Source organism: Catonella sp., assembly GCF_057250765.1.
Window position 1 is genome coordinate 13,236 of the sequence record NZ_DBHIEC010000003.1, and the last position, 24,322, is coordinate 37,557.

Annotated in this window: 25 protein-coding genes and 1 riboswitch; of the genes, 7 read left to right on the top strand and 18 right to left on the bottom strand. The window is 39.6% G+C overall.

Annotated elements, in window-relative coordinates; all coding sequences use genetic code 11:
- Positions 1 to 361 precede the first annotated feature (361 nt).
- From ACO6HM_RS02085 to ACO6HM_RS02095, 3 genes are all read right to left on the bottom strand, one after another.
- On the bottom strand, positions 362 to 1,027 hold the full coding sequence (locus ACO6HM_RS02085) for a hypothetical protein (RefSeq protein ID WP_485389538.1): 666 nt from the start codon (positions 1,025 to 1,027) through the stop codon (positions 362 to 364).
- A 181-nt stretch (positions 1,028 to 1,208) separates the two neighbouring features.
- Positions 1,209 to 2,333, bottom strand: coding sequence for a hypothetical protein (locus ACO6HM_RS02090; RefSeq protein ID WP_485381049.1), 1,125 nt, complete (start codon positions 2,331 to 2,333; stop codon positions 1,209 to 1,211).
- A gap of 12 nt (positions 2,334 to 2,345) precedes the next feature.
- Positions 2,346 to 2,516, bottom strand: coding sequence for a hypothetical protein (locus ACO6HM_RS02095; protein WP_485381048.1), 171 nt, complete (start codon positions 2,514 to 2,516; stop codon positions 2,346 to 2,348).
- Between the two features lie 267 nt (positions 2,517 to 2,783).
- Here ACO6HM_RS02095 and ACO6HM_RS02100 point away from each other — a divergent pair, with 267 nt between their 5' ends.
- The gene (locus ACO6HM_RS02100; RefSeq protein WP_208429228.1) at positions 2,784 to 3,140 is read left to right on the top strand and encodes an Asp23/Gls24 family envelope stress response protein; all 357 of its coding nucleotides are present in this window, start codon (positions 2,784 to 2,786) and stop codon (positions 3,138 to 3,140) included.
- 12 nt (positions 3,141 to 3,152) lie between these two features.
- Positions 3,153 to 4,847: a DAK2 domain-containing protein gene (locus ACO6HM_RS02105; protein ID WP_485389539.1), complete on the top strand. Its 1,695-nt coding sequence runs from the start codon at positions 3,153 to 3,155 to the stop codon at positions 4,845 to 4,847.
- Between the two features lie 282 nt (positions 4,848 to 5,129).
- Here ACO6HM_RS02105 and metK read toward each other — a convergent pair whose 3' ends face one another.
- The 5 genes from metK to ACO6HM_RS02130 form a co-directional block, all read right to left on the bottom strand.
- Positions 5,130 to 6,320: a methionine adenosyltransferase gene (metK, locus tag ACO6HM_RS02110; protein ID WP_485389540.1), complete on the bottom strand. Its 1,191-nt coding sequence runs from the start codon at positions 6,318 to 6,320 to the stop codon at positions 5,130 to 5,132.
- A gap of 129 nt (positions 6,321 to 6,449) precedes the next feature.
- Positions 6,450 to 6,553: riboswitch (SAM riboswitch) on the bottom strand.
- A 41-nt stretch (positions 6,554 to 6,594) separates the two neighbouring features.
- Positions 6,595 to 6,789: a putative Se/S carrier-like protein gene (locus ACO6HM_RS02115; RefSeq protein WP_485389541.1), complete on the bottom strand. Its 195-nt coding sequence runs from the start codon at positions 6,787 to 6,789 to the stop codon at positions 6,595 to 6,597.
- A complete protein-coding gene (locus ACO6HM_RS02120; protein WP_485389542.1) occupies positions 6,753 to 7,796 on the bottom strand; it encodes a PTS sugar transporter subunit IIC in 1,044 nt (347 codons plus the stop codon). Before ACO6HM_RS02120 ends, ACO6HM_RS02115 begins: the two co-directional genes overlap by 37 nt.
- A gap of 181 nt (positions 7,797 to 7,977) precedes the next feature.
- Positions 7,978 to 8,529 (bottom strand): DUF5662 family protein, encoded by a 552-nt coding sequence (locus tag ACO6HM_RS02125; protein WP_485389543.1) that lies wholly within the window; start codon positions 8,527 to 8,529, stop codon positions 7,978 to 7,980.
- Positions 8,526 to 9,545 (bottom strand): S66 family peptidase, encoded by a 1,020-nt coding sequence (locus tag ACO6HM_RS02130; protein ID WP_485389544.1) that lies wholly within the window; start codon positions 9,543 to 9,545, stop codon positions 8,526 to 8,528. Before ACO6HM_RS02130 ends, ACO6HM_RS02125 begins: the two co-directional genes overlap by 4 nt.
- An 88-nt stretch (positions 9,546 to 9,633) precedes the next feature.
- On the opposite strand from ACO6HM_RS02130, the gene ACO6HM_RS02135 reads away from it, so the two are divergent.
- Positions 9,634 to 10,152 carry a DUF402 domain-containing protein gene (locus tag ACO6HM_RS02135; RefSeq protein WP_485389545.1) on the top strand — a complete coding sequence of 173 codons (519 nt, stop codon included), beginning with the start codon at positions 9,634 to 9,636 and terminating at the stop codon, positions 10,150 to 10,152.
- Here the strand turns inward: ACO6HM_RS02135 and rpiB are convergent.
- The 9 genes from rpiB to leuC all read right to left on the bottom strand — a co-directional run bounded on the left by rpiB (position 10,133) and on the right by leuC (position 20,493).
- Positions 10,133 to 10,573 (bottom strand): ribose 5-phosphate isomerase B, encoded by a 441-nt coding sequence (rpiB, locus tag ACO6HM_RS02140; protein WP_485389546.1) that lies wholly within the window; start codon positions 10,571 to 10,573, stop codon positions 10,133 to 10,135. The two genes, ACO6HM_RS02135 and rpiB, sit on opposite strands and share 20 nt — an antisense overlap.
- Before the next feature lie 2 nt (positions 10,574 to 10,575).
- A complete protein-coding gene (locus ACO6HM_RS02145) occupies positions 10,576 to 11,025 on the bottom strand; it encodes an arsenate reductase/protein-tyrosine-phosphatase family protein (protein WP_485389547.1) in 450 nt (149 codons plus the stop codon).
- Positions 11,026 to 11,082: 57 nt separating this feature from the next.
- On the bottom strand, positions 11,083 to 12,132 hold the full coding sequence (locus ACO6HM_RS02150; protein WP_485389548.1) for an L-threonylcarbamoyladenylate synthase: 1,050 nt from the start codon (positions 12,130 to 12,132) through the stop codon (positions 11,083 to 11,085).
- A 4-nt stretch (positions 12,133 to 12,136) separates the two neighbouring features.
- The gene (locus tag ACO6HM_RS02155) at positions 12,137 to 13,705 is read right to left on the bottom strand and encodes a DEAD/DEAH box helicase (RefSeq protein WP_485389673.1); all 1,569 of its coding nucleotides are present in this window, start codon (positions 13,703 to 13,705) and stop codon (positions 12,137 to 12,139) included.
- 176 nt (positions 13,706 to 13,881) lie between these two features.
- A complete protein-coding gene (locus ACO6HM_RS02160) occupies positions 13,882 to 14,595 on the bottom strand; it encodes an ABC transporter permease (RefSeq protein ID WP_485389549.1) in 714 nt (237 codons plus the stop codon).
- A complete protein-coding gene (locus ACO6HM_RS02165; RefSeq protein WP_485389550.1) occupies positions 14,582 to 15,418 on the bottom strand; it encodes an ABC transporter ATP-binding protein in 837 nt (278 codons plus the stop codon). The genes ACO6HM_RS02160 and ACO6HM_RS02165 overlap by 14 nt, the downstream gene beginning before the upstream one ends.
- A 185-nt stretch (positions 15,419 to 15,603) precedes the next feature.
- Positions 15,604 to 18,405: an InlB B-repeat-containing protein gene (locus ACO6HM_RS02170; protein ID WP_485389551.1), complete on the bottom strand. Its 2,802-nt coding sequence runs from the start codon at positions 18,403 to 18,405 to the stop codon at positions 15,604 to 15,606.
- Between the two features lie 325 nt (positions 18,406 to 18,730).
- A complete protein-coding gene (leuD, locus tag ACO6HM_RS02175) occupies positions 18,731 to 19,219 on the bottom strand; it encodes a 3-isopropylmalate dehydratase small subunit (RefSeq protein WP_485389552.1) in 489 nt (162 codons plus the stop codon).
- An 8-nt stretch (positions 19,220 to 19,227) separates the two neighbouring features.
- Positions 19,228 to 20,493, bottom strand: coding sequence for a 3-isopropylmalate dehydratase large subunit (leuC, locus tag ACO6HM_RS02180; RefSeq protein WP_485389553.1), 1,266 nt, complete (start codon positions 20,491 to 20,493; stop codon positions 19,228 to 19,230).
- 130 nt (positions 20,494 to 20,623) lie between these two features.
- Between leuC and ACO6HM_RS02185 the strand changes: the two genes are divergently transcribed.
- Complete coding sequence (locus ACO6HM_RS02185) at positions 20,624 to 21,553, top strand: LysR family transcriptional regulator (RefSeq protein ID WP_485389554.1); 930 nt, start codon at positions 20,624 to 20,626, stop codon at positions 21,551 to 21,553.
- Here the strand turns inward: ACO6HM_RS02185 and ACO6HM_RS02190 are convergent.
- Positions 21,540 to 22,040 (bottom strand): DUF6106 family protein, encoded by a 501-nt coding sequence (locus ACO6HM_RS02190; RefSeq protein ID WP_485389555.1) that lies wholly within the window; start codon positions 22,038 to 22,040, stop codon positions 21,540 to 21,542. The two genes, ACO6HM_RS02185 and ACO6HM_RS02190, sit on opposite strands and share 14 nt — an antisense overlap.
- A gap of 167 nt (positions 22,041 to 22,207) precedes the next feature.
- Here ACO6HM_RS02190 and relB point away from each other — a divergent pair, with 167 nt between their 5' ends.
- The 3 genes from relB to ACO6HM_RS02205 all read left to right on the top strand — a co-directional run bounded on the left by relB (position 22,208) and on the right by ACO6HM_RS02205 (position 24,314).
- Positions 22,208 to 22,432, top strand: a complete 225-nt coding sequence (relB, locus tag ACO6HM_RS02195; protein ID WP_208429268.1) for a type II toxin-antitoxin system RelB family antitoxin — start codon at positions 22,208 to 22,210, stop codon at positions 22,430 to 22,432.
- The gene (locus ACO6HM_RS02200) at positions 22,429 to 22,692 is read left to right on the top strand and encodes a type II toxin-antitoxin system RelE family toxin (RefSeq protein ID WP_485389556.1); all 264 of its coding nucleotides are present in this window, start codon (positions 22,429 to 22,431) and stop codon (positions 22,690 to 22,692) included. The genes relB and ACO6HM_RS02200 overlap by 4 nt, the downstream gene beginning before the upstream one ends.
- 65 nt (positions 22,693 to 22,757) lie before the next feature.
- Complete coding sequence (locus ACO6HM_RS02205; protein WP_485389557.1) at positions 22,758 to 24,314, top strand: ABC-F family ATP-binding cassette domain-containing protein; 1,557 nt, start codon at positions 22,758 to 22,760, stop codon at positions 24,312 to 24,314.
- The last annotated feature ends 8 nt before the right edge of the window (positions 24,315 to 24,322 follow it).

Sequence of the window (24,322 nt, forward strand, 5' to 3'; positions counted from 1 at the left end):
TTTTCCAAATCCACTTGTAGCTTAACATTTCTGCACATTTTAGCTGGAAATAACCAGCATCATTTTTATGCGGAAAGCTATACTCACAAATTTATATGGGTTTAATATGTTATTGTCTTGATTATACTTAAAATAATAAAAAAATCAACATCTTGACAAGGTATTTTGGGTGATTTTTTGGACATAAACACAATATTGGTCATTTGTTCATTTTTGTTTATTTGTGAAATAAGTAACGAATATATACTACCAGACAGATTCGAGACTACATCGTTAGAAAAGTGCGCCACTAGGCGCACAACAATATCCCTATACTGCGCAAAAACTGCCATCAGAACAAAACTATCTGATGGCAGTTTTTTTATTTTTTTCCTGTCTCATATCCTTCTTTGTATCCAGAACTCCAATGCATGATATATCCTTTATACTCCAAATCACCAAAAGAATATTTACCGCCTTTATATGGTGTATTTTCTTTCATTGGTTTGTGATTTTGTGCATCAGAAAGTCCTACATTATATCCTTCAATATAGCCATCTTCTCCTCCTTTCCAATAACTCAAAGTCCATTTTGCCAAAGTAAAACTAATAGTAAAAACCAGCACTAATACACTTATAAATACAATACGCATAAATTTAATCCCAGTTGTTATCAGTTGTCTTTTATTAAGTTCTCTTTTTATATCAACAAGGTATCCAACCAAACAACATATGAATAAAACAGAAGTATAAAATATCCAACCTTTATTAACACTTATTGGTGATTTTTGTTCTGATATCTCTCCAGCCACATTTCCTATAATAATTCCCAGTACTGTACCAGATATTAAAAATATATTTGTAACATCCCTGTACAATAATACTGCCCATACCGAAAATATGCATGTAATCGGTAAAATGAGATAAAAGTTCATCCAATCCCAAATCAAATTATAAACACCTGTCAAGTTAACACTAAAATAATATAATATATATATAATAATATAGCAAACAATTGTTATTATACTAATTTTAAATACGTTTTTCATATCATTTTTTCTATCTCCTTATTAATATTATATATTTGACTTTTTATTTTATCTGATATAATTATTAATTTCAAGTATTAGTCAGATTATTTTTAATTTTATAATTCTTTATTAGATATTATACTTATGATAAAAACCTTCTGCAAGCTGCCCTGCAAAAGGTTTCGTAATCATTTTTATTCTATTTTGCCATCTTTTCTCTGTATTTTTTCCTGTAGTCTATGTAGAAGTCCTTATAAGCCTTGGTGATGAAGTTATATTCCCTCATCTGCTCGAGTATTCTGTTAAAGTCATCAAACCTTATATCGGCTCTCGCAAGGCTGCTTAAAAGCCCTGTGATGATATTCTTGTACTCATTGGAAGTAATGGCTCCGTCTCTCCAGAGAATATTGGCCTTGTATGCGTTCTTAAAGTCTTCTCCATGGCGCATATCCTCAGTCACGTCATCCTTTATCTCAAAGTCTGCTCCCGTGATATCAAACACATTCTTGGCTGAGGTATTGGTAAAATACATGTCCTTCCCAAGCCTGTAGAGATTCTTATAAAATGCAGTTCCTGTGTCCGTTCTTTTCTGGTAGTAATCAGGTAAAAAAGGTGCAAAGGCAATGGCTACAACGCTCACTCCCTTAAACTTCTTATATTCAGCATCAGGATTGGCCTTTACCCCGACTTCATAATGAAGCTTAAGGTTGTATTCAAGCGGGTAATCAAGCTTAAGAGGCTCTCCGTCTCCAAGGATGAGGAAGTAATACTTCTTCTTATCAGCCCAGATATAAGCAGGGGCTTCCTTAAGTCCCAAAGATTCACAAGAGTCAATGATTATCTCTCTGTGGTCTTTTTTTGCCTTATACTTTTTTAATACATATTTTATCTCTTCGCTGCTTATCCTATAGCCGACATTCTCATCGGCTCCCTCTTCTGCCTTACCAAGTGCCTTTTCTACCTCGCTCTGAGGCTCATTTTTAAGGCGTTTTTCTTCTTCCTTCCTTGCCTTTTCCTCAGCTTTTTCTTTTTCCTTCTCAAGCTTCTTTGTCTTTTTTTCCTGCAAATACCTTTCCTTACTGCCCTGTTCTTTCAGGTCATTGGCGGTAAGAGTCATTGACTGCCACCATATCAAATCCACTACTCCAACAAGCATTGCAGAAAGCCCAAACCATATCCCCGCACCAAAGACAGCCATTATCCCGGTTACAAGGGTAGCTATGGTAAATAATACTATTCCGTACAAATACTTCTTGGTAGTAAAATCGCCATAGAGCATAGCATCAATTATTCTCGAAAATTTTTCCTTAGCGCTTAGCTTCATTAAATATCTCCATTAAAAAGTTATTCCTTTTTTGTCCCTAATAAGCTTCGCTCCGCCCGCTATGATAAAAGCTCCGCATACAGCAGAAACCACTACCATAACTATACCAAGTGAAATATTGACTATCCCTATAAAATTCATACTCTTATAAGCCTTCTCATCAGTGTTTCCTAATTCAGACATTATCCCTCTCCTTATCTTAAATATACTGTGTGATTGTTAATATAGAAAAAATCCACAACAATCCCTGGTGAACTGCCTCTTTCAACGCCCATCTTGGCAGCTTTCGTGTCAAAACATTGCATAAACGCCATACTCTAATACTAACATATTTATCAAAAAAAATAAAGTCAGATATCAAACTTGAATTTTTATTCCATAATGGGTATAATTCTTGTAGTATGCACAAAACATCAAAATCAATGTGTTATCACATGGAAAAGAGGTTTTATGAAAGGATATGTAAATACAAATATAGGTGAGGTTTCGATAAACGAAGACGTTATCGCAAGCTATGCGGGTTCAGCTGCCATCGAATGTTTTGGCATAGTTGGTATGGCCTCCCTAAGTATGATTAGCGGTCTTGCAACCCTGCTTAAGAAAGACAATCTTAGTAAGGGTGTTGAAATTACAATTGAAAATAATGAGATTACTGCCGAGCTCCATATAATTGTAGCTTATGGTGTAAGTATTTCTGCTGTTGCTGACAACCTTATTGAAAATGTTAAATACAAGGTTGAAGAATTTACCGGCATGAAGGTTAAGAACATCTTCGTATATGTTGAAGGTGTTAGAGTCGTAGACTAAGGAGGATGACAAGTGGCAATATCTAGATTAGATGCACAATTGTTAAAGAAAGCATTCCTGGCGGGTGCCGCGAGACTTGAGTCTCAAAAAGAGAGAATTAACGAGCTAAATGTATTCCCTGTTCCTGACGGAGATACCGGTACCAACATGACCCTTACAGCTATGTCTGCTGTAAAGGCTGTGATTATGGTAGAAGAGCCAACCATTGAAAATATCGCAAAGGCTATGTCAAGCGGTTCCCTAAGAGGAGCAAGAGGTAATTCCGGTGTTATTCTTTCACAGCTTTTAAGAGGCTTTTGTAAAGAAATAACTGCACATGCTGATAATGTAAATGTGTCAGTTCTTGCTTCTGCCTTTGTTAAAGCTTCAGAAACAGCCTATAAAGCGGTAATGAAGCCAAAGGAGGGAACTATACTCACAGTTGCTAAGGGTGGCGCTGATAAGGCTTCCGAGCTTGAAGGTACTACAGATGACATAGCCAAATTCTTTGGTGAAGTCCTTTCACACATGGAAAAGGTTCTTGCTTCGACTCCTGAACTGCTTCCTGTGCTTAAAGAAGCAGGCGTTGTGGATTCAGGCGGTGCAGGCCTTGTAGAAGTACTTAAGGGTGCTTATGATGTTATCCTTGGTAAAGTAGTTCCACTTGCAGACGGCAACATCACAACTGCCTCAGTTTCATCAGGAAAGTCCGGAATCACTGATGATATTGAGACTGCTGACATCAAGTTCGGCTATTGTACAGAGTTTATCATAATGTCAGAAAAAGAGTTTACTGAAAAGGATGAGGCTGATTTTAAGCACTATCTTGAGGGGCTTGGAGACTGTATAGTTGTGGTGGCTGATGATGAGATAGTTAAGGTTCACGTACATACTAACGACCCGGGACTTGCTATCCAGAAGGCACTTACCTACGGACAGCTTACGAGTATGAAGATAGACAACATGCGTGAGGAGCATCACGAAAGAGTAATTGAAAACGCTACCCAGATAGCAAACAGAGAAAAAGAAGCTGAGAAGGAAGCAAAAAAGGCGGCAAGTGAGCCGAGAAAGAAGGACGGCTTCATAGCTGTATCTGCAGGTTCAGGTCTTAGCGAGATATTTAAGGGGCTTGGAGTTGACTATGTGCTTGAAGGTGGACAGACAATGAACCCAAGTACAGATGATATCCTAACCGCTATCGAAAAGGTAAATGCAGACAATATCTTCATTCTGCCTAACAACAAGAATATCATCCTTGCTGCAAATCAGGCTAAAGAACTTACTGAAGATAAGAATGTAGTAGTTATCCCAAGCAAGACTGTACCTCAGGGTATTTCAGCTGTTATAAATTATGTAAATGACGGGGATGTAGAGGAAAATACCGAAAAGATGACAGATGCCTTGCAGTACACTAAGTCAGGAGAGGTTACTTACGCAGTCCGTGATACTGCAATTGACGGCAAATCCATCAGCCAGGGCAACATCATGGGTATAGGCGATGAAGGAATAATATCTGTTTGTGACTCAGTTGACAGAGCCGTACTTGAAATGCTTGACCACCTTGTAGACGGAGATTCCAGCATTATCAGCCTCTACTACGGAAACGATGTAAGCGAGTCTGCTGCGAATGCACTCTCTGAAAAGGTTGCAGACATTTATAAGGGACTTGATGTTGAAGTACATTTTGGCGGACAGCCTGTGTACTACTATCTGCTTTCTGTAGAGTAATTGAGAGAACTTTACTTTATATGTGATTTTTGAAAAATTTTATTAAAATGATGTGGGTGTCAAAAGATAATAAATTCTCTTGCAATCAAGCTTTCACCGTTTTTATACTTTTGACCTTGCATTATACATTTTGAAGTATTGTTTTATATTCTGTTTTAAGAATAAAAGAAAAGACTTCATATCTGCCACCGGCTTTTATGAAGTCTTTTTTGATGTCAAGAAGATTGGTACTACAAAAGACTTAGTTCCACAAGCATGAGAGTTTCAAAACTTTGCTTCCTTTTATCCCAGTATTTTCTTGAGCTCATCTACCTTGTCGGTCTTCTCCCAAGGAAGGTCTATATCAGTTCTTCCAAAGTGTCCATAAGCTGCTGTTCCTCTGTATATAGGTCTTCTAAGGTCAAGCATCTTGATTATCCCTGCAGGACGAAGGTCAAATACCTCTCTAACGGCAGCCACAAGCTTCTCTTCGCTGACTGTACCTGTACCGAAGGTATCTACAAGAACTGAAGTAGGCTCTGCTACGCCAATAGCGTATGAAAGCTGGATTTCTACCTTGTCTGCATAGCCTGCTTCAACTATATTCTTAGCTACATATCTTGCCACGTAAGCACCGCTTCTGTCTACCTTGGTAGCATCTTTTCCGGAGAAAGCACCGCCGCCATGCCTTGCAGCACCACCGTAGGTATCTACTATTATCTTTCTTCCGGTAAGTCCTGCATCACCGTGAGGTCCTCCTATTACGAAGCGCCCTGTAGGATTGATATATATCTTGGTGTGCTCGTCTACCATTGACTGATCCACTACCTTGTTTATTACTTCCTCTCTTATGTCTTTTCTGATTTTTTCCTGACTCACCTCTTCATCGTGCTGACTTGATACAACAATGGCCTCAAGTCTTATAGGCTTGTCATTTGCATCGTATTCCACTGACACCTGACTCTTGCCATCAGGCCTAAGGTAAGGGAGGGTGCCGTTCTTCCTAACCTCTGTAAGCCTTCTTGTAAGCTTGTGAGCCAAAGAAAGGGCATAAGGCATGTGCTCATCACCTTCATTTGAAGCATAACCAAACATCATTCCCTGATCTCCCGCTCCTATAGCAGAAAGCTCAGACTCTGTCATATCCTGCTCACGTACTTCATATGCCTTATCAACACCCATAGCTATGTCAGGTGACTGGCCGTCTATTGCCACAAGAACTGCGCAGGTCTCACCATCAAAGCCCTTTCTTGAATCATCATAGCCTATCTCTTTTATTGTATCTCTTGCAATCCTGGCATAGTCCACCTTAGCATTGGTGGTTATCTCTCCCGTAATAAGCACAAAACCTGTACAGGTAGCTGTTTCGCAGGCAACACGGCTCATAGGGTCTTCTGCCAGGCAGGCATCAAGTATGGCATCTGATACCGCATCACAGATTTTATCAGGATGTCCTTCTGTAACTGATTCTGATGTAAAAATAAACTTATCCATAGTTTCTCCTTTTCCATAATACTGAGTTTTTCTATAAAGATATTGTTTTTCATAAAGAAAAGAGGCTATCTTTCGATAACCTCTCTTATTCTAATTAACCTCATTGGACTTGACAAAAATAATCAAATCCTCTTATTGCTCGAAGTATAACTTCGCTCAGGTTGGCACCTTCCATATCTCAGGGGTTGCCGTAGCTTCACAGAGCCTTCACTCTCCGCCACTCTGAATAAGAGAATATCTTTGACAGAAATCTTACTACATTATTCCAATTCTGTCAAGCGGATAATTCTGCAATTTCCTCAAACTCAATATTCTCCTGTTTAAGAAGCTTCTCAATGTCGGCTCTAAGCTCTAAGTCACATTCCCAGGCCACTCCACAGCCTGCAGATAGTTTTCTTTTTATGAACCCTGCAATCTTTTTATTTAATTTTTCTATAAGTTTAATTTTAAATCTCCTTCTTTTATCCATCCAATTTTTTTCAGAATTTTGCAAAATATAAGACTTAATATAGCAGGCAAAAGAAAATGAACCACCACTATTCCTGTATAGATTGTAAAGGCAGATGCACCTGCCTCACCCATAGCAGTAATGGTTCCTATCTGTCCTACCAATCCGCTGGTCCCCATGCCTGAACCTAGAGGTATGTTCTCCATCTTAAAAATCGTAGTGGCAATAGGCCCTGTGATGGCAGATGCGAGTGTAGGTGGAATCCATATTTTCCAGTTTTTAAGAATATTGGGGATTTGTAACATAGAAGTACCTAGCCCCTGAGCAAGTAGTCCACTCCAGCCGTTTTCCTTAAAGCTCATTACGGCAAAGCCTATCATCTGGGCACTACAGCCCGCTGTTGCTGCTCCGCCCGCAAGTCCTGCTAGAGAAAGCATCATGCAAAGTGCGGCAGAACTTATTGGCAGGGTTAGGACTATGCCGACAATTACTGATATTACTATTCCCATCCAGAATGGCTGAAGGGAAGTTGCAAGCATGATGGTTTTCCCAAGACCGCTCATCAGGTTGTTTATCACTGGCCCTAAGAAAGTCCCTATACTAACTCCTGATATTATGGTTACAGCAGGAGTAACTATTATATCTACCTTTGTTTCCTTGGATACAATCTTGCCTAGCTCCACACTGAGCCAAGCTGCAATCCAAGCACCGGCAGGGCCTCCAAGCTGGTTTCCCGCATAGCCTACAATGAGGGATGAAAACACCACCATATTAGGAGCCTTAAGAGCCATCGCAATTGCCACCGCTATAGCAGGGCCTGTCATTTCTTTGGCTATAGGCCATATAGTCTCAGAAAAGAATGGTATCCCAAGCTTGAGACCGATTGTATTTAGTATCGTACCTATCAAAAGTGATGCGAAAAGTCCCATAGCCATCGAGCCTAAGACATCAATCCCATAACGTTTGAATGAGATTTCAATACCTTTTTTAGTTAGAAAATCTTGCACAGAGCTGTACTTTTTACCCATTTCTTTCTCCTTTTTCAGACTCCTTGACTATATGAAGTGGGTGTCAAAAATTTGCATTTGACACCCACTGATATAGGAGTTGTTTATTAGTTTTCTGACTTGAGAATAATTATACATATCAAAAAGAGGAAGTCCAGCATTTTACTTATAATTTGTATTTATCTTTTTTATAAATTTCAGTTTATTTTTTTAAGATTTCTTTTCTGATATAACTAAATGCCGCCTCTTCTCCCTCATCCTTTAGGATGGTCATCATTTTTTCAAGCTCAGACAAGGTCTTTGGATGAATTATATAATGGTCTTTTACAAGCATCAGGTACTCATAAGGGTCTGAATCCTTGTAGCTCTCTCCCCTGTAAGTCTTGCTTGCCGCAAGCCTGTCGCAGAACATCTCTGCAAGGAAGCAGGCAGGCATCTCAAGCCCCATCATGGTTGCACCGTCGCTTAGGTCATAGTCTATCCAGTACTCAAGATGATGCTTATTTCTCCCCTTGTGATGGAGCCAGGCATAGCTGTAGCCGTTATTTGCCTTTCTTTCAGCGAAGTTAGGACTTTTATCTCCCTGATAGTACTTAACACCTGTCCAAAACTCTACAAATGAATACTTTGATAAATCGTGCATAAGCCCCTGACGGTAAAGTCCCAGCTTAAAGCAATGCTTTCTGACCAGTGACCTATGCTTTCCAACTGTAGATAAATGCCCAAATAATCTGGCAAAAAAGTTCTTTTTCACTCTCTTACCTCCGGATATCTCATTTCAAAGTGTTCGCCGTCAAATTTAACCTCTGCCTTCAAACCATTTATCATAGTCAGCCTTGGTGGCCTGTGGCCTATGTCACAGCCCGTTATTATAGGCAGATTGAGGCCATCAAGAGCTGTCTTTACTGATTCATTGAAGTCTGTTTCATACTCCTTCGTAAAAAAGCAAGGTCTTCCAAACAAGAAGCCCTTAGCTCCCTCAAACCAGCCCGCTTCCTTTAGCTGCCAAAGTGCACATTGAAGTCTTGCTGATGAAAGCGCGAAGCTCTCAAGATACCAGATTATGCCTTCTTCCTTGTATTTCCTTACGAAGTCAACAGTCTTGTCATACTTGGTGCCACAGAGCATAATCAGCACATCAAGACAGCCTCCAAGCAGCCTTCCGCTAAAATTCTCAGCTTTATTCTCAGAAACAAACTCATACTTTACCTTCTCAGTGAGATTATAGCCCTCAAAGCCTGTTATCTTCTTTACATATTCATTTTCAAAGAGGTCAAATTCCTTTTGTACAATGTCATTTCCCTCTAATATCTTCAGATTGTTTCTAACTGCCGCATGCCAGAGAGACATCCCATAGTCTCCAATATTTCCTGAATACACTGTAGCCATATCGCAGATGGTGGTAATAGGATATATAAGTCCTGTATTGTCAGAATATCCCTGAATCCACTTAGGATTAGCCTTAATCTTGTCATAGTCGAGGTATTCAAGCATTTCCATAAGGAAGTCTCCGCCACTTGCTGAGACAATGTATTTTACATCCTTATTTTCTATGAGAGAGATAAATTCTTCAGCTCGCTTCTTTCCAGTAGAACTTCTCCCCTTGTAGCATTTTCTCACATTATCAGTCTCTATAAGCTCATAGCCTCTCTCAGAGAGGTTAAACCTTGCACTCTCAAGCCTTGTAAGGTCTGCCTGTTCTATAAAGCCTGCAGATGGTGCGGTCACTCCTATAACATCATCTTTTTTCAAAAAATTTGGAATATGCATATATTTCTCCTATAAATATGGTTTACTTATTCTAACTAAAATGATACCATAGATTATATAATTTTAACACAGTCAGAGAGGGCAAAAAATGATTAAATTTAGTACTGATCTTTATCAAACTTATATAGTTAACAGAAAACGCTATATACCTGATGAAGTAATATCGTTAACAAATGATACCATTTACTATGTGTCTGATGAGCTGGTTGTCACAGGTTGGAGAGCCATCCGTACTCGTCCTGACATTTCGGGTGGTTTTTCTGCCTATTACCCTAAGCTTGGTATAAAGGTAAGCAAACTCTTTGACGGTGACGGAAGGCTTCTATACTGGTATAACGATATATCCGAACTTAGCTTTGATAGGAATAACATTAATTTCACTGATTTGCTCATTGATTTAGTCGTTTATCCTGACAACAGCATAAGAATCCTTGATCTGGATGAATTTGCCGAAGCAGTAGAGAAAAATTACATAACAAAAGAGCAAGAGGTAAGAGCTCTTAACAGCTTCCACGCCCTGCTCGATTATATCTACAATGATGAATACTCTTTACTTCAGGAGCCTATATATGCACTTGAAGAATATCTCAGCTCTCTATCTTACTAATTCTTCTTATGTGCCTTTCCTCATTGGAAAATGGCGTATTTAAGAAGGTATCAACTATCTTTAGAGCAAGTCCTACGCCAACTACCCTGCCGCCAAGAGCAAGGATGTTGGCATCATTATGCTCTCTGGTAGCTTCTGCTGAAAAACAATCACTACAAAGGGCACATCTGATGCCCTTTATTTTATTGGCTGTAATGGATATGCCTATACCTGTACCGCAGATAAGTATCCCTTTTTCGTACTTCCCTGCTGCTACAGCCTCTGCCACAGCCTTTCCATAGTCAGTGTAGTCACAGGAAGCCTCAGAAAAGCAGCCAAAATCTTCAAAGCCAATTCCCTTTTTAGTCAGATGCTTAATAATCTCCTGCTTTAGTTCAAACCCGCCATGGTCACTCCCAATAGCTATTACTTTGTTCTCCATAATCATTTCCCCATTTCATCAAGTTTGTATATAGTTTTTTTAATCAGTCTCAGAAGTTCATTATAGCACTCCTCATAGTCAACCAGAGTACCACCATAAGGGTCTTTAACCTCCCCTTCTTCGCCGTTAAACTCCTTTATTGAAAATATATTGTTTTCAATCTCATATTTATCTACAGCCTGTTTCTTTTGTTTGTCAGTCATCGTGAGAATGAGTGCATTTTCAGTTATATCTTCCTTTGTAAGCTCCTTTGAAAACTCCACCGCACAGGTAAGACCGTGATTCTCAAGGACTGAGACAGCCTTTTCATTGACAGGCTCTGAAAAAAGTACAACAAGCCCTCTTGATATAGCGGGAATATTCTCATTCTCTGTAAGGCTTTTATATATGGTCTCTGCCATTGGCCCCTTGGAATGATTTCCCTCACATACAAATATAATTCTATCGTACACAGTTACCTCCTGTACAATCCAAAAGATGTTGGTAAAAAGTATAAAATCCCTTTACCCTCATACCATTATGATATTATATCCCGCAGATTTATGCAACCTGTTCATGATGGCAAAGCCAAGCCTATTCTCATCAAATCCCTCTGCGAAAATGACTTCTGCGCCAACATCATCAAACCTCCTAAGAGCATCAAAAAGATTGTGCGCAATGCTTTCTCCATCTTCCCTGCTGCCTACGGATATAACCACATCAGCCTTATAATTCATCTTTGTTTCATCAGTTGCAAGTACAGCAGTTTTCTTTCCCGCAGACTTTGCTATTTCTTCATTTATTCTCTCTACTACCCTTTCAGGCTTACCCTTGTATATGGTCATCCTGCCCTTAGGTGCATAATGCCTGTATTTCATACCCGGTGCCTTAGGCTTTAAGTCCTTATCAGGGCCAAGGCTCTTAACCACTTCATCAATCTCTACCCTGCCTATGGCTTCAGAGAGCATTTCCTCAGTAATGAAGCCCGGTCTAAGTATTACAGGTACATCTCCTGTTACATCTACAATTGTAGATTCAAGACCTATGTCAACCGCCCCTCCGTCAATCACCATATCTATCTTGCCATCAAGGTCAAGGATGACGTGTGAAGCCTTGGTAGGACTTGGCCTTCCTGATGAATTAGCACTTGGAGCCGCAATAGGTACTCCTGCCTCCTTTATAAGCTCTCTTGCTATCTTATTGGAAGGCATCCTTACCGCAACGCTCTCTAGTCCTCCTGTAGTCCTGTAAGGCACGATGTCACTCTTTTTAAGCACCATAGTAAGAGGTCCCGGCCAGAATTCCTCAGCAAGGATAAGGGCAGTCTTTGGTATTTCCTTTACTATACTCTTTATTTCATCAAATTCACTAATATGCAGGATAAGAGGATTGTCGGTAGGCCTTCCCTTTGCCTCATATATCTTTGGAACTGCATTTTCGTCAAGTCCGTTAGCACCAAGGCCGTACACAGTTTCCGTTGGAAAGGCCACGAGGCCGCCTCTCTTTATGATATCGGCAGCCTTCTTTATACCTTCCTTTATGTCATATTCATCCCTTAGCTCCACATATTCCGTCTTCATGTCATTACCTCGCATTCGCAGGCTCTATGTTTATCTTCTTTCCTTTAATCTTAGCATTCTTCATAGCATGAAGAACCTCCTTGCCATTTTCTGCAGGGACCTCTACAAAGGTGTACTTGTCATACATCTGGATTTCTCCTACGAGCTTGCCTGAGATGCCTGACTCACCTGCTATTGCACCAAGGATGTCACCAGGCTTAACCCTGTCCTTCTTTCCAATGTTGATGAAGAGTCTCACCATACCGCTTTCATTGCTTGCACCAAAATCAACATCCGAATCGGACGCTTCATCACTGCTGCTCTCCTTAGAAGAGAGATAGAGCTTTAAGAAGGCCGCTGCCACATCAAGAGAGGTGAAGTCTTCTTCATTTACCTTCTGCTCGATAAGCTCTGTCATCTTGGTTAAGTCTTCATTTTCAATAATCTCTGAAAGCTCGCTAAAGAGGCTGTCTACCCTTGTATTGGTAACATCATCAAGTGATGGCACAGGCTTAAGCCTAATCTTGGTATGGCAGTAACGCTGAATCTCTTTAAGCTTATACACCTCTTTACCACTTACAAAGGAAAGGGCAAGGCCTGATTTACCGGCTCTTCCGGTTCTTCCGATTCTATGTACATAGTATTCATCATCCTGTGGCAAATCGTAGTTGATAACAAGGTCAACTCCCTTTACGTCAAGTCCTCTAGCTGCCACGTCAGTAGCTACAAGAATTTCAGTCTTTCCATTACGGAAATTGCCCATTACCCTGTCTCTTTGCTGCTGCTTAAGGTCTCCGTGAAGTCCTTCTGCAAAGTAGCCTCTGCCCTGAAGTTCATTTGCAACCTCTTCTACCTTCTTCTTGGTATTGCAAAATACTATGCTAAGCTCAGGATTGTAGATATCAAGAAGTCTTGAAAGAATCTCATCCTTGTAGTTTCTTCTTACCTCAAAGTAATACTGCTCTATGTTCTCAACTGTAAGCTCTTTTTTAGCAATCTTTATATTCTGTGCCTTTTTCTGATACTTCCTTGTAATGTCAAGGATTGGCTTTGGCATGGTAGCTGAAAAAAGCATGGTCTGTCTCTCCTCAGGCACTTCAGCCAGGATGGTCTCTATATCATCCCTAAAGCCCATGTCAAGCATTTCATCTGCTTCATCCAGAACCATAATCTTAACCTGGTCAAACTTCACTGTCTTCCTTCGCATGTGATCCATTACACGGCCAGGAGTTCCAACTATAATCTGTGCTCCCTGCTTTAAGGACTTTATCTGCTTAACTATGTCCTGTCCGCCGTACACAGGCACCAGCTTGATGCCATGCATATATCTGGATAGTTTTCTTATCTCTCCACATACCTGAAGTGCAAGTTCTCTGGTAGGACAAAGTACTACAGCCTGCAAATGCTTATTGCTCGAATCAATATTATTTAAGATAGGTATAGAAAATGCTGCTGTCTTTCCTGTTCCTGTCTGTGCCTGGCCTAAGATATCCTTTCCTGTGATAGCTACAGGTATGGCCTCAGTCTGGATAGGAGTTGCCTCCTCGTAGCCAAGCTCCTTTACAGCCTTTAATATACGCTCATCAAGTTCCATTTCATTAAATTTCAAATTATAATTCCACCTTTCATATAAAAAGACATCTCCGTAAGAGATGCCGGTAACTGGTAGATTATAGCATAGAGATGGGATTTTTGTCAAATTAATAGGACTCGGAGTTTGTATCTAGGCTCATCAGATTACATTATTAAGCTTATCTATTTACAAAGCATTTAATACGTCCACTTAAACTGTTTACATCTATTAAACATGAATCTAAAAATCAAATATCCCACAAGCAGCCAACTTCCACATATTATTAGGAATATAACTGTATCCATAACCCATATACCATTTTTCAATATCACTGATGCATATTTTACCCCATATGATATTGGATTAGTATACGCAAGGAAATCAGGTATTTTAACTATACTTCCTGATAGAAACAAAAATCCATAACTTATTATATTTACAAATGAAGCAACCTTGGTGAACATAAGTGTTACAGAAGCAAGTACATATGATAATCCCATGATTCCTATGCAAGCAAGAATTACTATGTACAGATACTCCAGCCTGAATAAATTATCAATACCAAAAAATATCATTGCTACAACCATTGTTATAATGGCTTTTATTACATTTATACTAAACCACACTATGGTTTTAACTGTAACTATCTGTGCTATGGAATAAGGCTTTATCATAATATTCTGCAAAGTTCCAAGCTGCTTTTCGGTAGATATGCACATAGAAGCCTCTGATATAACACCACTTGCAAGTATCCAGAGAATGTAACCAAATACTTTTTCTGTAGTATTTCCTTCTGTATTTATTACAATAATCAGTACAAAAAAATCCGTAATGAGCCCTACTATATAATCCGGATAATAGCTTATCGCCTCGGTTAGGGTCTTTCTAAATTCTGCTTTAATTAGATTCATCTAATGCCTCCATAACTTTTTCTTCCATATTTTTCTTTTTCTTAACTATCTCTACTATATCTTCATCTTGAAAGCTATCATAAACTTCCGAGAAATTTCCTTCAACGAATTCTTCTACTATCTCGCCATCTTTAACATAAGATACTATATATCCTGAAACTTCCTCTTCTATTATGTCTGAAAACACTTTGACGCTTCCATCTTTTAGTATCAAAACTCTGCCATTTAGCTTCTGTACTACTTCCATCTGGTGCGTGGTAAGTATAACTGCCATTTTCTTTTCATTTACCAATTGGTTTAACTTATCTATAACAGCGTTCTTACTCTTTATATCGAGCCCCAATGTTGGTTCATCTAAGAGTAAAAGCTTTGGCGACTGCATAAGAGCAATTATAAGAGCTAACTTTTGCTGCATCCCTCTTGAATATTCTCCAACAGGCTTATTAATGGCTTCTCTTAATTCAAAATCATCTATGTATTTTTCTATCTCAGGGCTTTTACTATCTATTTTAGACAATCCAGCAAAATACTCTATGTTCTGCACACCCGTTAAGTAATCATATACATTGGAGCTGGATTCAAGTAGGGCGCTTACATGATTGAAATATTCACTATTTTTACATTTATCTATTTTCTTATCATCAAGCATTATCTCTCCTGAATCCGGTCGTATCATTTTTAATATACAATTTATAATAGTCGTCTTACCCGCACCATTATTTCCTAAAAGGCACACTATTTCACCTGGATTCACTTCAAAGGATACATCTTTTAGAACCGATTTGTCCCTGAAAGATTTTCGTAAATTAATTATTTTTAGCATTTATTAACTCCTTTATAATTGGGATTTCATTATCGTAAAATATTTTAGGCAAATTTTCAAGTACCAAATAAATCAGAATGAATGCCTGTTAAAAAGATATTTTAGAATACAAAGCCAAAAGGGAACCCTAATCAGAGTTCCCTGGTTTGTTTTAATAAAATAATTCTGTGCAGAATTTTGATATCTTATTTAGCTTTCTTTCTTTTGGTTTCTAACAGCTTATATGCACCAAGTGCAGAGAGTATAGAAAGTCCAAGCCAAAATTCTACATTTACTCTACCTCCGGTTACTGGGAGAGTCTTTGCAGCAATTGTGAATACTTTCCCGTCCACAAGCAACTTACCATTCTTAAGTAATTTACCGTTCTTAAGTATGTTACTGTTCTTAAGGACTTTACCGCGGTAAATCAAGACACCTGCTTTATTACCGTAAAGTGGAACACCCTGTTCATCATATAACAGAATCTCAAAGCCCTGGTCTTGACCCACGCCAAATGCACGGGTTTTGTTTATTTCACTTCTTGAAGTAGCTCCATTCACAAAGTCTCTTGGTAGTCCTGTATTTGGATCAATTATTCCTGCTCCACCCTTTCCTGATGCACTTACAGAAACATTTTCCTTTACAGACTGTGAAACTTGTCCATCAATATTGCCAGATTCATTAGAGGAAGAACCTTTGTTACCAGATTCAGCAGAAGAATTATACTTTTTACCGGACTCTGCAGAAGATCCGTCTTTCTTATCAGAGGCCTTATCAGTGCTTTCTTTCTTATCGGATTCTTTACTAGATTCCTTGCCGGAATCCTTGCCAGAGCTTTCTTTCTTATCGGAATCCTTGTTAGCTTCTTTACCAGATTCCTTTTTATAGCTTTCTTTCTTAGCTGGTTTGGAATCTGAGTTCTTCGTATCCTTCTCTTTGTCAGAAGCTTCCTTCTTCTTTGTATCTTTCTGAGTGTCTTTCTTTTCTGTCTCTTTCTTTTCTTCCTCTTCTTTCTCTGCCTCGTCCTTATCAGCCACTTCTTCTTTTGTTTCCTCAGTTATCTCATCTGTATTTTCTTTGTTCTCAGGACTTTCAGCTGTTTCATCAGGAGCTACATCCTTTTTGCCATCTGAATCGGAATCTATTGTGCCTTCCTTTGTACCATCAGCACCATTACCTGCCTCATCCGTCTTGCCAATATCTTTCTTACCGGTATCTGCCTTCCCTTCTTGAGACTTCTTATTCTCGTTCTTATTTTCAGCCTTACTCTCTGTAGGCTTCTTTTCTGACTTACTCTCTGAAGACTTCTTATTTTCAGTCTTGCTCTCCGTAGACTTCTTCTCTGACTTGCTCTCTGAGGACTTTTTATTCTCGACTTTACTTTCTGAAGCCTTCTTTTTCTCAGTCTTACTTTCAGAGGTCTTCTTAGTTTCAGGCTTGCTGCTTGAAGATTTCTTATTTCCTGCCTTACTTTCCGGCTTCTTCTCTGATTTTTTCTCTGCCTTACTCTCTGACTCGCTCTTCTTGCTCTGAGAAGGCTTTTTCTCTGTGTTGTTATCAGCCACAGTCTTTTTTACAGGCTTATCTTCTGCTTTCTCATCAGGAATCACAGGTGCATTCACTACAGGCTTAATTATACTTGATATGGTGTTGTACCAAGTCGCAGTTATTTTAAGCGGTTTATCAGGCATAATGATGTCTTCACTTACACCGTATTGTTTACCATTGTCTACTTTCCAGCCTGAGAAATAATAGTCCTTCTTCAAAGGTCTGATAGGGGTAGCCAGACTTCCTACCTCATAAGGAACGCTATACACTGCACTTCCGTTAGCACAGTCTACTGTAAGATAAGGTCTCCATCTAGCGATAAGCTTGGTGCCTGTTACCCTGTCAGGCATAATGAAGGTATCAGAAGGCTTACGGTTTACTGCATTGCCCTGTGAGTCTAAGGTATCCCAGCCACCAAACTCATAGCCAGGGCGCACATAGATGTTAGGTCTTACAGTCACACTTGTCCCACTTTCGTGATACTCAGGCTTTATAGTCTCAGCACCTTCATAATTAAGGTCATACATAAGTTTACGGGAAGGACCGGTTATTAGGCTAAAGCTTACTGTTGCTGGAGGTGCTTCTACTATTGTTGTAGTCTTAACAGGTTCACCCGAGTATGCACTGCCTGCTTTTGACAGGGCAAGTTCTGCTGTATAATGAACGTTTGCGTTAACAACTGCTGTGTGAGTATTTACACTGGCATCCTCATCTCCAAGAACAAATGATATAGTTCCCTTATATAAGTTTTCATTTTCCTTTGTTATTCCCGTAACCGGCAAAACCTTTTTACCATCAATCGTTACTGTGGCCTCACCTTCAGGAATAGATGTCCAGTATTTACGCTGGTCATCTGCACGACGGAATGCCTTATCAGGCCTTATCACTATTTCCATAGTAATAGGCTTTCCTGGTTCAATTTCTTCCGAGGTATTACGTATGCTTGAGATAACCGAAGGCTTAAATCCATCTACACTATCATTAATCTTTCCATTACCTTGCCCGTTACCTCTTGTATATCCCCAAGCTATGAGGTATCCTTCCTGCTCCATTTTCTGTAGTATCTCTTCAGGAACCTTCGCTTCTGTTCTGCCTAGCTTTGCAGGATCCCTTAGTTCTGATATATGTGACATGTTACCTTTTCCACCTGTACCAGCACCGGTGATAAGGTATCCCTTTTCGGGTTTACCAAAAAATATAAAGCATACTTTTTCGGAAGAATCTATAGTAGCACTAAGTTCTGCACCGTTTGTGACAGGCCCTTGGGATAATACCTCAAGTCCACCATCAGACTTCAGCCTGGTTATTACACTGTATACTTCCGCATGGTCCATATTGGATGTGGCTTTGATTGTAATATTGCCAGCCAGTACCGTCTGCGAAAATCCACTACTAATAAGGCTAACAACTAATATTGCAACAAGAACAAGGCTTCCAAAGGTAAGCTTTACAGATTTCATAGTTTTTCTCCACTCTTTCAGTAAAATTAACAGGTTACGGAGTTATAATTCATTAAAATGCTTCTTCGATTGTTTTTAGCATTTCAATTAGCTCTTTCATAATTCTGTACTACATTTTGTTTATTGTGAAGTTTATAGAAATTCTCTACAAACAAAAAAGGGCTCACACCTAATATCGGCATAAGTCCATTAAATTATAATACTTATAATATATTTATTTTTACTTTAAACACACTCATTCTCTTAATCACTTGGCACAGCTAATCCAAGTATTCATAAAACACAACATTCTTAACATTACACTTATACTTGTACACAAATCTTATTACTTCTCAGAATTTATATAGTTTATCAGACCACCCTGCTTTATTATCTTCTTTATAAAGTCCGGAAAAGCCTGTCCTGTAAAGCTCTCTCCCGTGGTAAGGTCTTTGATTATACCTGTGTCAAAGTCAATCTCAACCTCATCACCATTATTGATTGCCTCTGCGGCCGCAGGACATTCAATGATTGGAAGACCTATATTTATAGCATTTCTGTAGAAGATCCTTGCAAATGTCTTTGCTACTACACAGGCTATACCTGATGCTTTAATGGCTATAGGCGCATGTTCCCTTGAAGAGCCGCAGCCAAAGTTATCTCCTGCCACCATTATATCTCCTAGCTTTACCTTGTTTACAAAGTCTGCATCTATGTCTATCATGCATTTTGCCGCAAGCTCAGCTGGATCTGAGGTATTTAGATATCTTGCAGGAATGATTACATCTGTATCCACGTCATTTCCGTATTTATGAACATATCCTCTTGCTTCCATAATCCCTCCTATAATCCCAGTTCTTCAGGCGAACTTATTTTACCTGTAATGGCACTTGCAGCAGCCACTGCAGGGCTTGCAAGGTAGACCTCACTTTCAGTATGTCCCATACGGCCTACAAAGTTTCTATTGGTTGTAGATACTGCGCGCTCACCTGCTGCAAGCACTCCCATATGTCCTCCAAGACAAGGTCCACAGGTAGGGGTACTTACGATGCAGCCAGCCTGTACAAAGGTAGTAATCAGTCCCTCTTTAAGGGCTGTAAGATAGACCTCTTGGGTAGCAGGGATGACAATTGCCCTTATCCCCGGTGCAATCTTCCTTCCCTTCATTACATCTGCTGCCACCCTTATATCTGATATCCTTCCGTTCGTACAAGAACCTATGACTACCTGGTCTATCTTAACCTCTCCCGTTTCACCTATAGTCCTTGTATTCTCTGGGAGGTGTGGAAATGCAATAGTAGGCTCAAGTTCTGAGAGATTTATTTCAATGACCTCATCATAGAGCGCATCCACATCAGCCTCATATACCTTGTATGGCTTTGTGGAATGCTCTTTTATATACTCCAGGGTAAGCTCATCCACAGGGAAGATGCCATTCTTTGCGCCCGCTTCTATCGCCATGTTGGCTATGGTAAATCTATCGTCCATGGTCAGGTTCTTCACTCCGTCTCCGCTAAATTCCATAGATTTGTAAAGAGCACCATCCACTCCTATCTTTCCTATAATGTGAAGGATGACATCCTTACCGCTAACCCACTTCTTCATCTTACCTGTAAGTACGAACTTGATAGCTGAAGGTACCTTAAACCAGGCTTTGCCTGTAACCATACCTGCTGCCATATCAGTACTTCCGACACCAGTAGAAAAGGCTCCCAATGCGCCGTAGGTACAGGTATGAGAATCTGCACCTATAATGCAGTCTCCTGCTGTAACCACTCCCTGCTCAGGAAGAAGAGCATGCTCTATACCCATACAGCCTACTTCAAAGTAGTTGGTTATATCATGGCTTATGGCATAATCACGCATACATTTGCAGTTTTCTGCCGATTTTATATCCTTATTAGGAGTAAAATGATCCGGAACGAGGGCAATCTTATCCTTGTCAAATACCTTGTTATCCTTAAATTTTGACAATTCTTTGATGGCAACAGGCGCAGTTACATCATTGCCAAGCACCATGTCAAGCCCTACTTCTATAAGTTCTCCTGCATGCACCTTAGGAAGTCCTGCATGGTCAGCGAGAATCTTCTGAGTCATTGTCATTCCCATAATATACCCCTTTCTATTCTAAGTATTCTTGTATTATAGCAAGACATATAGTATAATAAAAATACATAATAAACATAATTGCTATGAAATATGGTTATGCAATGATACAAGCATCAAAAAGGAGACAGCTATGGAAAATAACATGGAGCAGAATCTATCACTTTATCATATATTTAATACAGTTGCGGAGGCAGGGAATATATCCCACGCAGCAAAGGAGCTATACATAAGTCAGCCTGCCATAAGTAAGGCTGTTACAAGGCTTGAGCAAAACTTAGAGACAAAGCTCTTTGTAAGAAGCTCAAGAGGAGTTACCCTTACTGACTCAGGCAAAATGCTGTACGAGCAGACAAATGCTGCCTTTAAGCACCTAAAACAGGCAGAGGATACGATTAAGAAAAACAAAAAGCTGGGTACTGGCAGTCTCAAAATTGGTGTTTCCACTACCCTTTGTAAGTATGTACTCATGCCTTATCTTGAGAAGTTTATCAAGTTATACCCTCATGTCAAAATATCAATAAGCTGCCAATCTACCTATCAGACACTTAACCTCATACAGAATCACAAGGTGGATATAGGGCTTGTCGGCGAAAGCGGCAGGCCTGAAAACCTTGTATTTGCACCTATAGGGATGGTTGAAGATGGCTTTGTAGCCACTCCCGATTATCTAAAGAATCTCAAAAAAAGGCATCCTGAGGCTGCCTCCAATCCATTTGAATACGCTAATCTTATGCTCCTTGACCAGCACAATGTATCAAGACGCTATATAGACGAGTACATTAGGGGAAATGAGCTATCCACAGGGCAGATGCTTACAGGTCATATCCTAGAAGTCAGCAGCATGGACCTTCTCATCGAGTTTGCCAAAATAAGTCTTGGAATAGCCTGCGTGATAACAGACTTTGTAAAGAAGGAGCTTAAAGAAGGCAGTTTAACCACCATTCCTCTCTCTCTCCCAATACAAAAAAGAGAGATAGGATTTACCTATCTCAGAGAATATTCGGCTAACGAAGCCCTGGATTCATTTATTAATTTTTGCAGAAAGATTAGTACTCCTTAACCTTTCTAGGCTGCTTGTACTTCATACTTTTAAGCATTCTTTCGGAGGGCTCAAATATTATCTTATAGAGCTCTCCATTTTTACTTACTATCATTGAATATGTACTTACATTGCTATCATACGAGCTAAAATCCTTGACCTTTATTCTGTCATTGTGGTTATATGCCTTTATAGAATCCGAATTGGTGGGAGCTATAACCTCAGCATTTTCAATATCCACCCTCATCAAGGTCTTTCTCTTAGCATTCCCACTAATTCTGTCAAAATCAATCTGTCCATCCGCATATATGTATTCATATTCAATCTTAAGCCTTGAAAATATGAATACCGTGATTGCTATAGCCACAATAGGGGTTATTATAAGTGCAGGGTTGATTAAAACTAAAATAAAGCTAAATACCACTCCAGCTATCAAGCCCGCCCTTATAGCTTTATTTTTGCCTGTGTCGAGGCATTTGATGCCCTCTTCCAAATACTGATCGTTCATACTTCCTTCTCCTATTCAATATGATTAAAATTTACTAAGTGCTCATATTATACCACATTGTTTATGGCTTGCAAATAGGTTGTTTATTAGTTTTGTCCAGCTTTAGTTCTTGACTTTTTACGGCAACCATAATACAATCGTATTACATATAAAAAAGGAGAATAAATATGTCTACAATTAGTTTGAGAGTTCCAGAAAAAGAATTGAACATCTTTAAATCCTATGCAAAACATAACAATACCACATTGTCCGAAATTATTAGAATTACAATGCTTGAAAAAATTGAGGACGAATACGATTTGAAAGTGTTTGAAGAGTATGAAGCTAAAAAGCAAGCGGGAAGATTAAAAACAAGACCAATAAACGAGCTTTGGAAAGAGCTTGACTTATGATTTATCAGATTGTTACAACCGATAAATTCGATAAATCATTCAAAAAACTGGATAAACAAACACAAAAGATAATTAAGGCTTGGATTGAGAAAAACCTTATGGGATGCGAGAATCCCCGCCTACACGGAAAAGGACTTACAGCGAATAAAAGCGGACGATGGAGATACCGAGTAGGAGATTATCGCATTTTGGCAGAAATTCGAGAAAGTGAATTGGTTCTAGTACTCGTTGAAGTCGGTCATAGAAGTCGTATTTATTAAGAATGGGAACACAATCAATGGGGGCATAAAGTATAATATTAGACTAATATTTGAAAGGTTAGATTATGAGTATATTAAATGTAGAACATTTAACACATGGATTCGGTGACAGAGCGATATTTAATGATGTGTCCTTCCGCCTTTTGGCAGGAGAACACATAGGACTTGTTGGTGCCAACGGCGAGGGTAAGTCTACCTTTATGAATATAATTACAGGTAAGCAGATGCCTGATGAGGGTAAGATCGAATGGGCTAAAAACTGCCATGTCGGCTATATGGATCAGCACGCTGTTCTCACCAAGGGGATGACGATAAGAAGCGTCTTAAAGTCTGCCTTTGACTACCTTTTTGACCTTGAAAAAAGACTGAATGAAGCCTATCTGGAGATGGGTGAAGCCGATGAAGAGAGCCTTAATAAACTAATGGAAGAAACCGGTACCATCCAGGACTTACTTACCATGCACGACTTCTATATGATAGACTCAAAAGTGGAGGAAGTGGCTGCCGCCCTTGGTCTTAGCGATATAGGACTTGACAATGATGTGACAGAGCTTTCGGGCGGTCAGCGTACCAAGGTTCTTCTGGCTAAGCTCCTGCTTGAAAAGCCTGACATCCTCCTTCTTGACGAGCCTACCAACTACCTCGACAGGGAGCATATTGCCTGGCTTACCAGATATTTACAGGAATATGAAAATGCCTTCATCTTGATAAGCCATGATATTCCTTTCTTAAACAGTGTAATCAACATCATCTACCACATGAACAACCAGGAACTAAAGCGATACGTGGGTGATTACAACAACTTCCTTGAGGTCTATGAGATGCAGAAGGCGCAGCAGGAAGCTGCCTATAACAAACAGCAGAAGGAAATTGCTGACCTTAAGGACTTTGTGGCAAGAAATAAGGCGAGGGTATCCACCAGAAATATGGCTATGTCAAGGCAGAAAAAACTTGATAAGATGGATATAATTGAGCTTGCCGGAGAGAAACCAAAGCCTGTATTTAACTTCCTTGAAGCGGGAATTAGCGGCAAGGTCATCCTTGAGGCAAAAGACCTTGTTATAGGCTATGACAGCCCTCTAAGTAAGCCTATGAACCTCTACATGGAAAGAGGTCAGAAGGTCGTTATTGAAGGCGCTAACGGAATAGGAAAGACTACCCTGCTTAAGAGCATTATGGGACTAATTCCGCCTCTTTCAGGAGAGGTGAGGCTTGGTGATTCTCAGGAACTAGGCTACTTTGAGCAGGAAATGAGCGGAAACGGAAATAACACCTGTATCAATGAAATCTGGGAAGAATTCCCGGGCTTTAGCCAGTACGAGGTTAGAAGTGCCCTTAGTAAATGCGGTCTTACCACCAAACACATAGAAAGTATGGTTAAGGTATTAAGTGGTGGAGAGCAGGCTAAGGTAAGGCTTTGCAAGCTTATTAACAGAAAAAGCAATATCCTCGTACTTGACGAGCCTACCAACCACCTGGATGTGGATGCCAAGGAAGAGCTAAAAAGAGCCCTTATATCCTATAAGGGCAGCATAATTATGGTTTGCCATGAGCCTGAATTCTATGAAGGGCTTGCAAGTGATGTATGGGATTTGTCCCAGTGGACAACCAAATTGCTGTAATTTACATA

Bases quoted from the DNA above. Each gene is read 5' to 3' on its own strand.
- ACO6HM_RS02100 (WP_208429228.1), top strand. From the start codon at position 2,784: ATGAAAGGATATGTAAATACAAATATAGGTGAGGTTTCGATAAACGAA.
- ACO6HM_RS02165 (WP_485389550.1), bottom strand. From the start codon at position 15,418: ATGCTAAAAATAATTAATTTACGAAAATCTTTCAGGGACAAATCGGTT.
- ACO6HM_RS02090 (WP_485381049.1), bottom strand. From the start codon at position 2,333: ATGAAGCTAAGCGCTAAGGAAAAATTTTCGAGAATAATTGATGCTATG.
- rpiB (WP_485389546.1), bottom strand. From the start codon at position 10,573: ATGGAGAACAAAGTAATAGCTATTGGGAGTGACCATGGCGGGTTTGAA.
- ACO6HM_RS02205 (WP_485389557.1), top strand. From the start codon at position 22,758: ATGAGTATATTAAATGTAGAACATTTAACACATGGATTCGGTGACAGA.
- ACO6HM_RS02115 (WP_485389541.1), bottom strand. From the start codon at position 6,789: ATGGATAAAAGAAGGAGATTTAAAATTAAACTTATAGAAAAATTAAAT.
- metK (WP_485389540.1), bottom strand. From the start codon at position 6,320: ATGGATAAGTTTATTTTTACATCAGAATCAGTTACAGAAGGACATCCT.
- ACO6HM_RS02170 (WP_485389551.1), bottom strand. From the start codon at position 18,405: ATGAAATCTGTAAAGCTTACCTTTGGAAGCCTTGTTCTTGTTGCAATA.
- relB (WP_208429268.1), top strand. From the start codon at position 22,208: ATGTCTACAATTAGTTTGAGAGTTCCAGAAAAAGAATTGAACATCTTT.
- ACO6HM_RS02190 (WP_485389555.1), bottom strand. From the start codon at position 22,040: ATGAACGATCAGTATTTGGAAGAGGGCATCAAATGCCTCGACACAGGC.
- ACO6HM_RS02130 (WP_485389544.1), bottom strand. From the start codon at position 9,545: ATGCATATTCCAAATTTTTTGAAAAAAGATGATGTTATAGGAGTGACC.
- ACO6HM_RS02095 (WP_485381048.1), bottom strand. From the start codon at position 2,516: ATGTCTGAATTAGGAAACACTGATGAGAAGGCTTATAAGAGTATGAAT.
- ACO6HM_RS02155 (WP_485389673.1), bottom strand. From the start codon at position 13,705: ATGGAACTTGATGAGCGTATATTAAAGGCTGTAAAGGAGCTTGGCTAC.
- ACO6HM_RS02185 (WP_485389554.1), top strand. From the start codon at position 20,624: ATGGAAAATAACATGGAGCAGAATCTATCACTTTATCATATATTTAAT.
- ACO6HM_RS02150 (WP_485389548.1), bottom strand. From the start codon at position 12,132: ATGAAGACGGAATATGTGGAGCTAAGGGATGAATATGACATAAAGGAA.
- ACO6HM_RS02160 (WP_485389549.1), bottom strand. From the start codon at position 14,595: ATGAATCTAATTAAAGCAGAATTTAGAAAGACCCTAACCGAGGCGATA.
- leuD (WP_485389552.1), bottom strand. From the start codon at position 19,219: ATGGAAGCAAGAGGATATGTTCATAAATACGGAAATGACGTGGATACA.
- ACO6HM_RS02200 (WP_485389556.1), top strand. From the start codon at position 22,429: ATGATTTATCAGATTGTTACAACCGATAAATTCGATAAATCATTCAAA.
- leuC (WP_485389553.1), bottom strand. From the start codon at position 20,493: ATGGGAATGACAATGACTCAGAAGATTCTCGCTGACCATGCAGGACTT.
- ACO6HM_RS02085 (WP_485389538.1), bottom strand. From the start codon at position 1,027: ATGAAAAACGTATTTAAAATTAGTATAATAACAATTGTTTGCTATATT.
- ACO6HM_RS02135 (WP_485389545.1), top strand. From the start codon at position 9,634: ATGATTAAATTTAGTACTGATCTTTATCAAACTTATATAGTTAACAGA.
- ACO6HM_RS02120 (WP_485389542.1), bottom strand. From the start codon at position 7,796: ATGGGTAAAAAGTACAGCTCTGTGCAAGATTTTCTAACTAAAAAAGGT.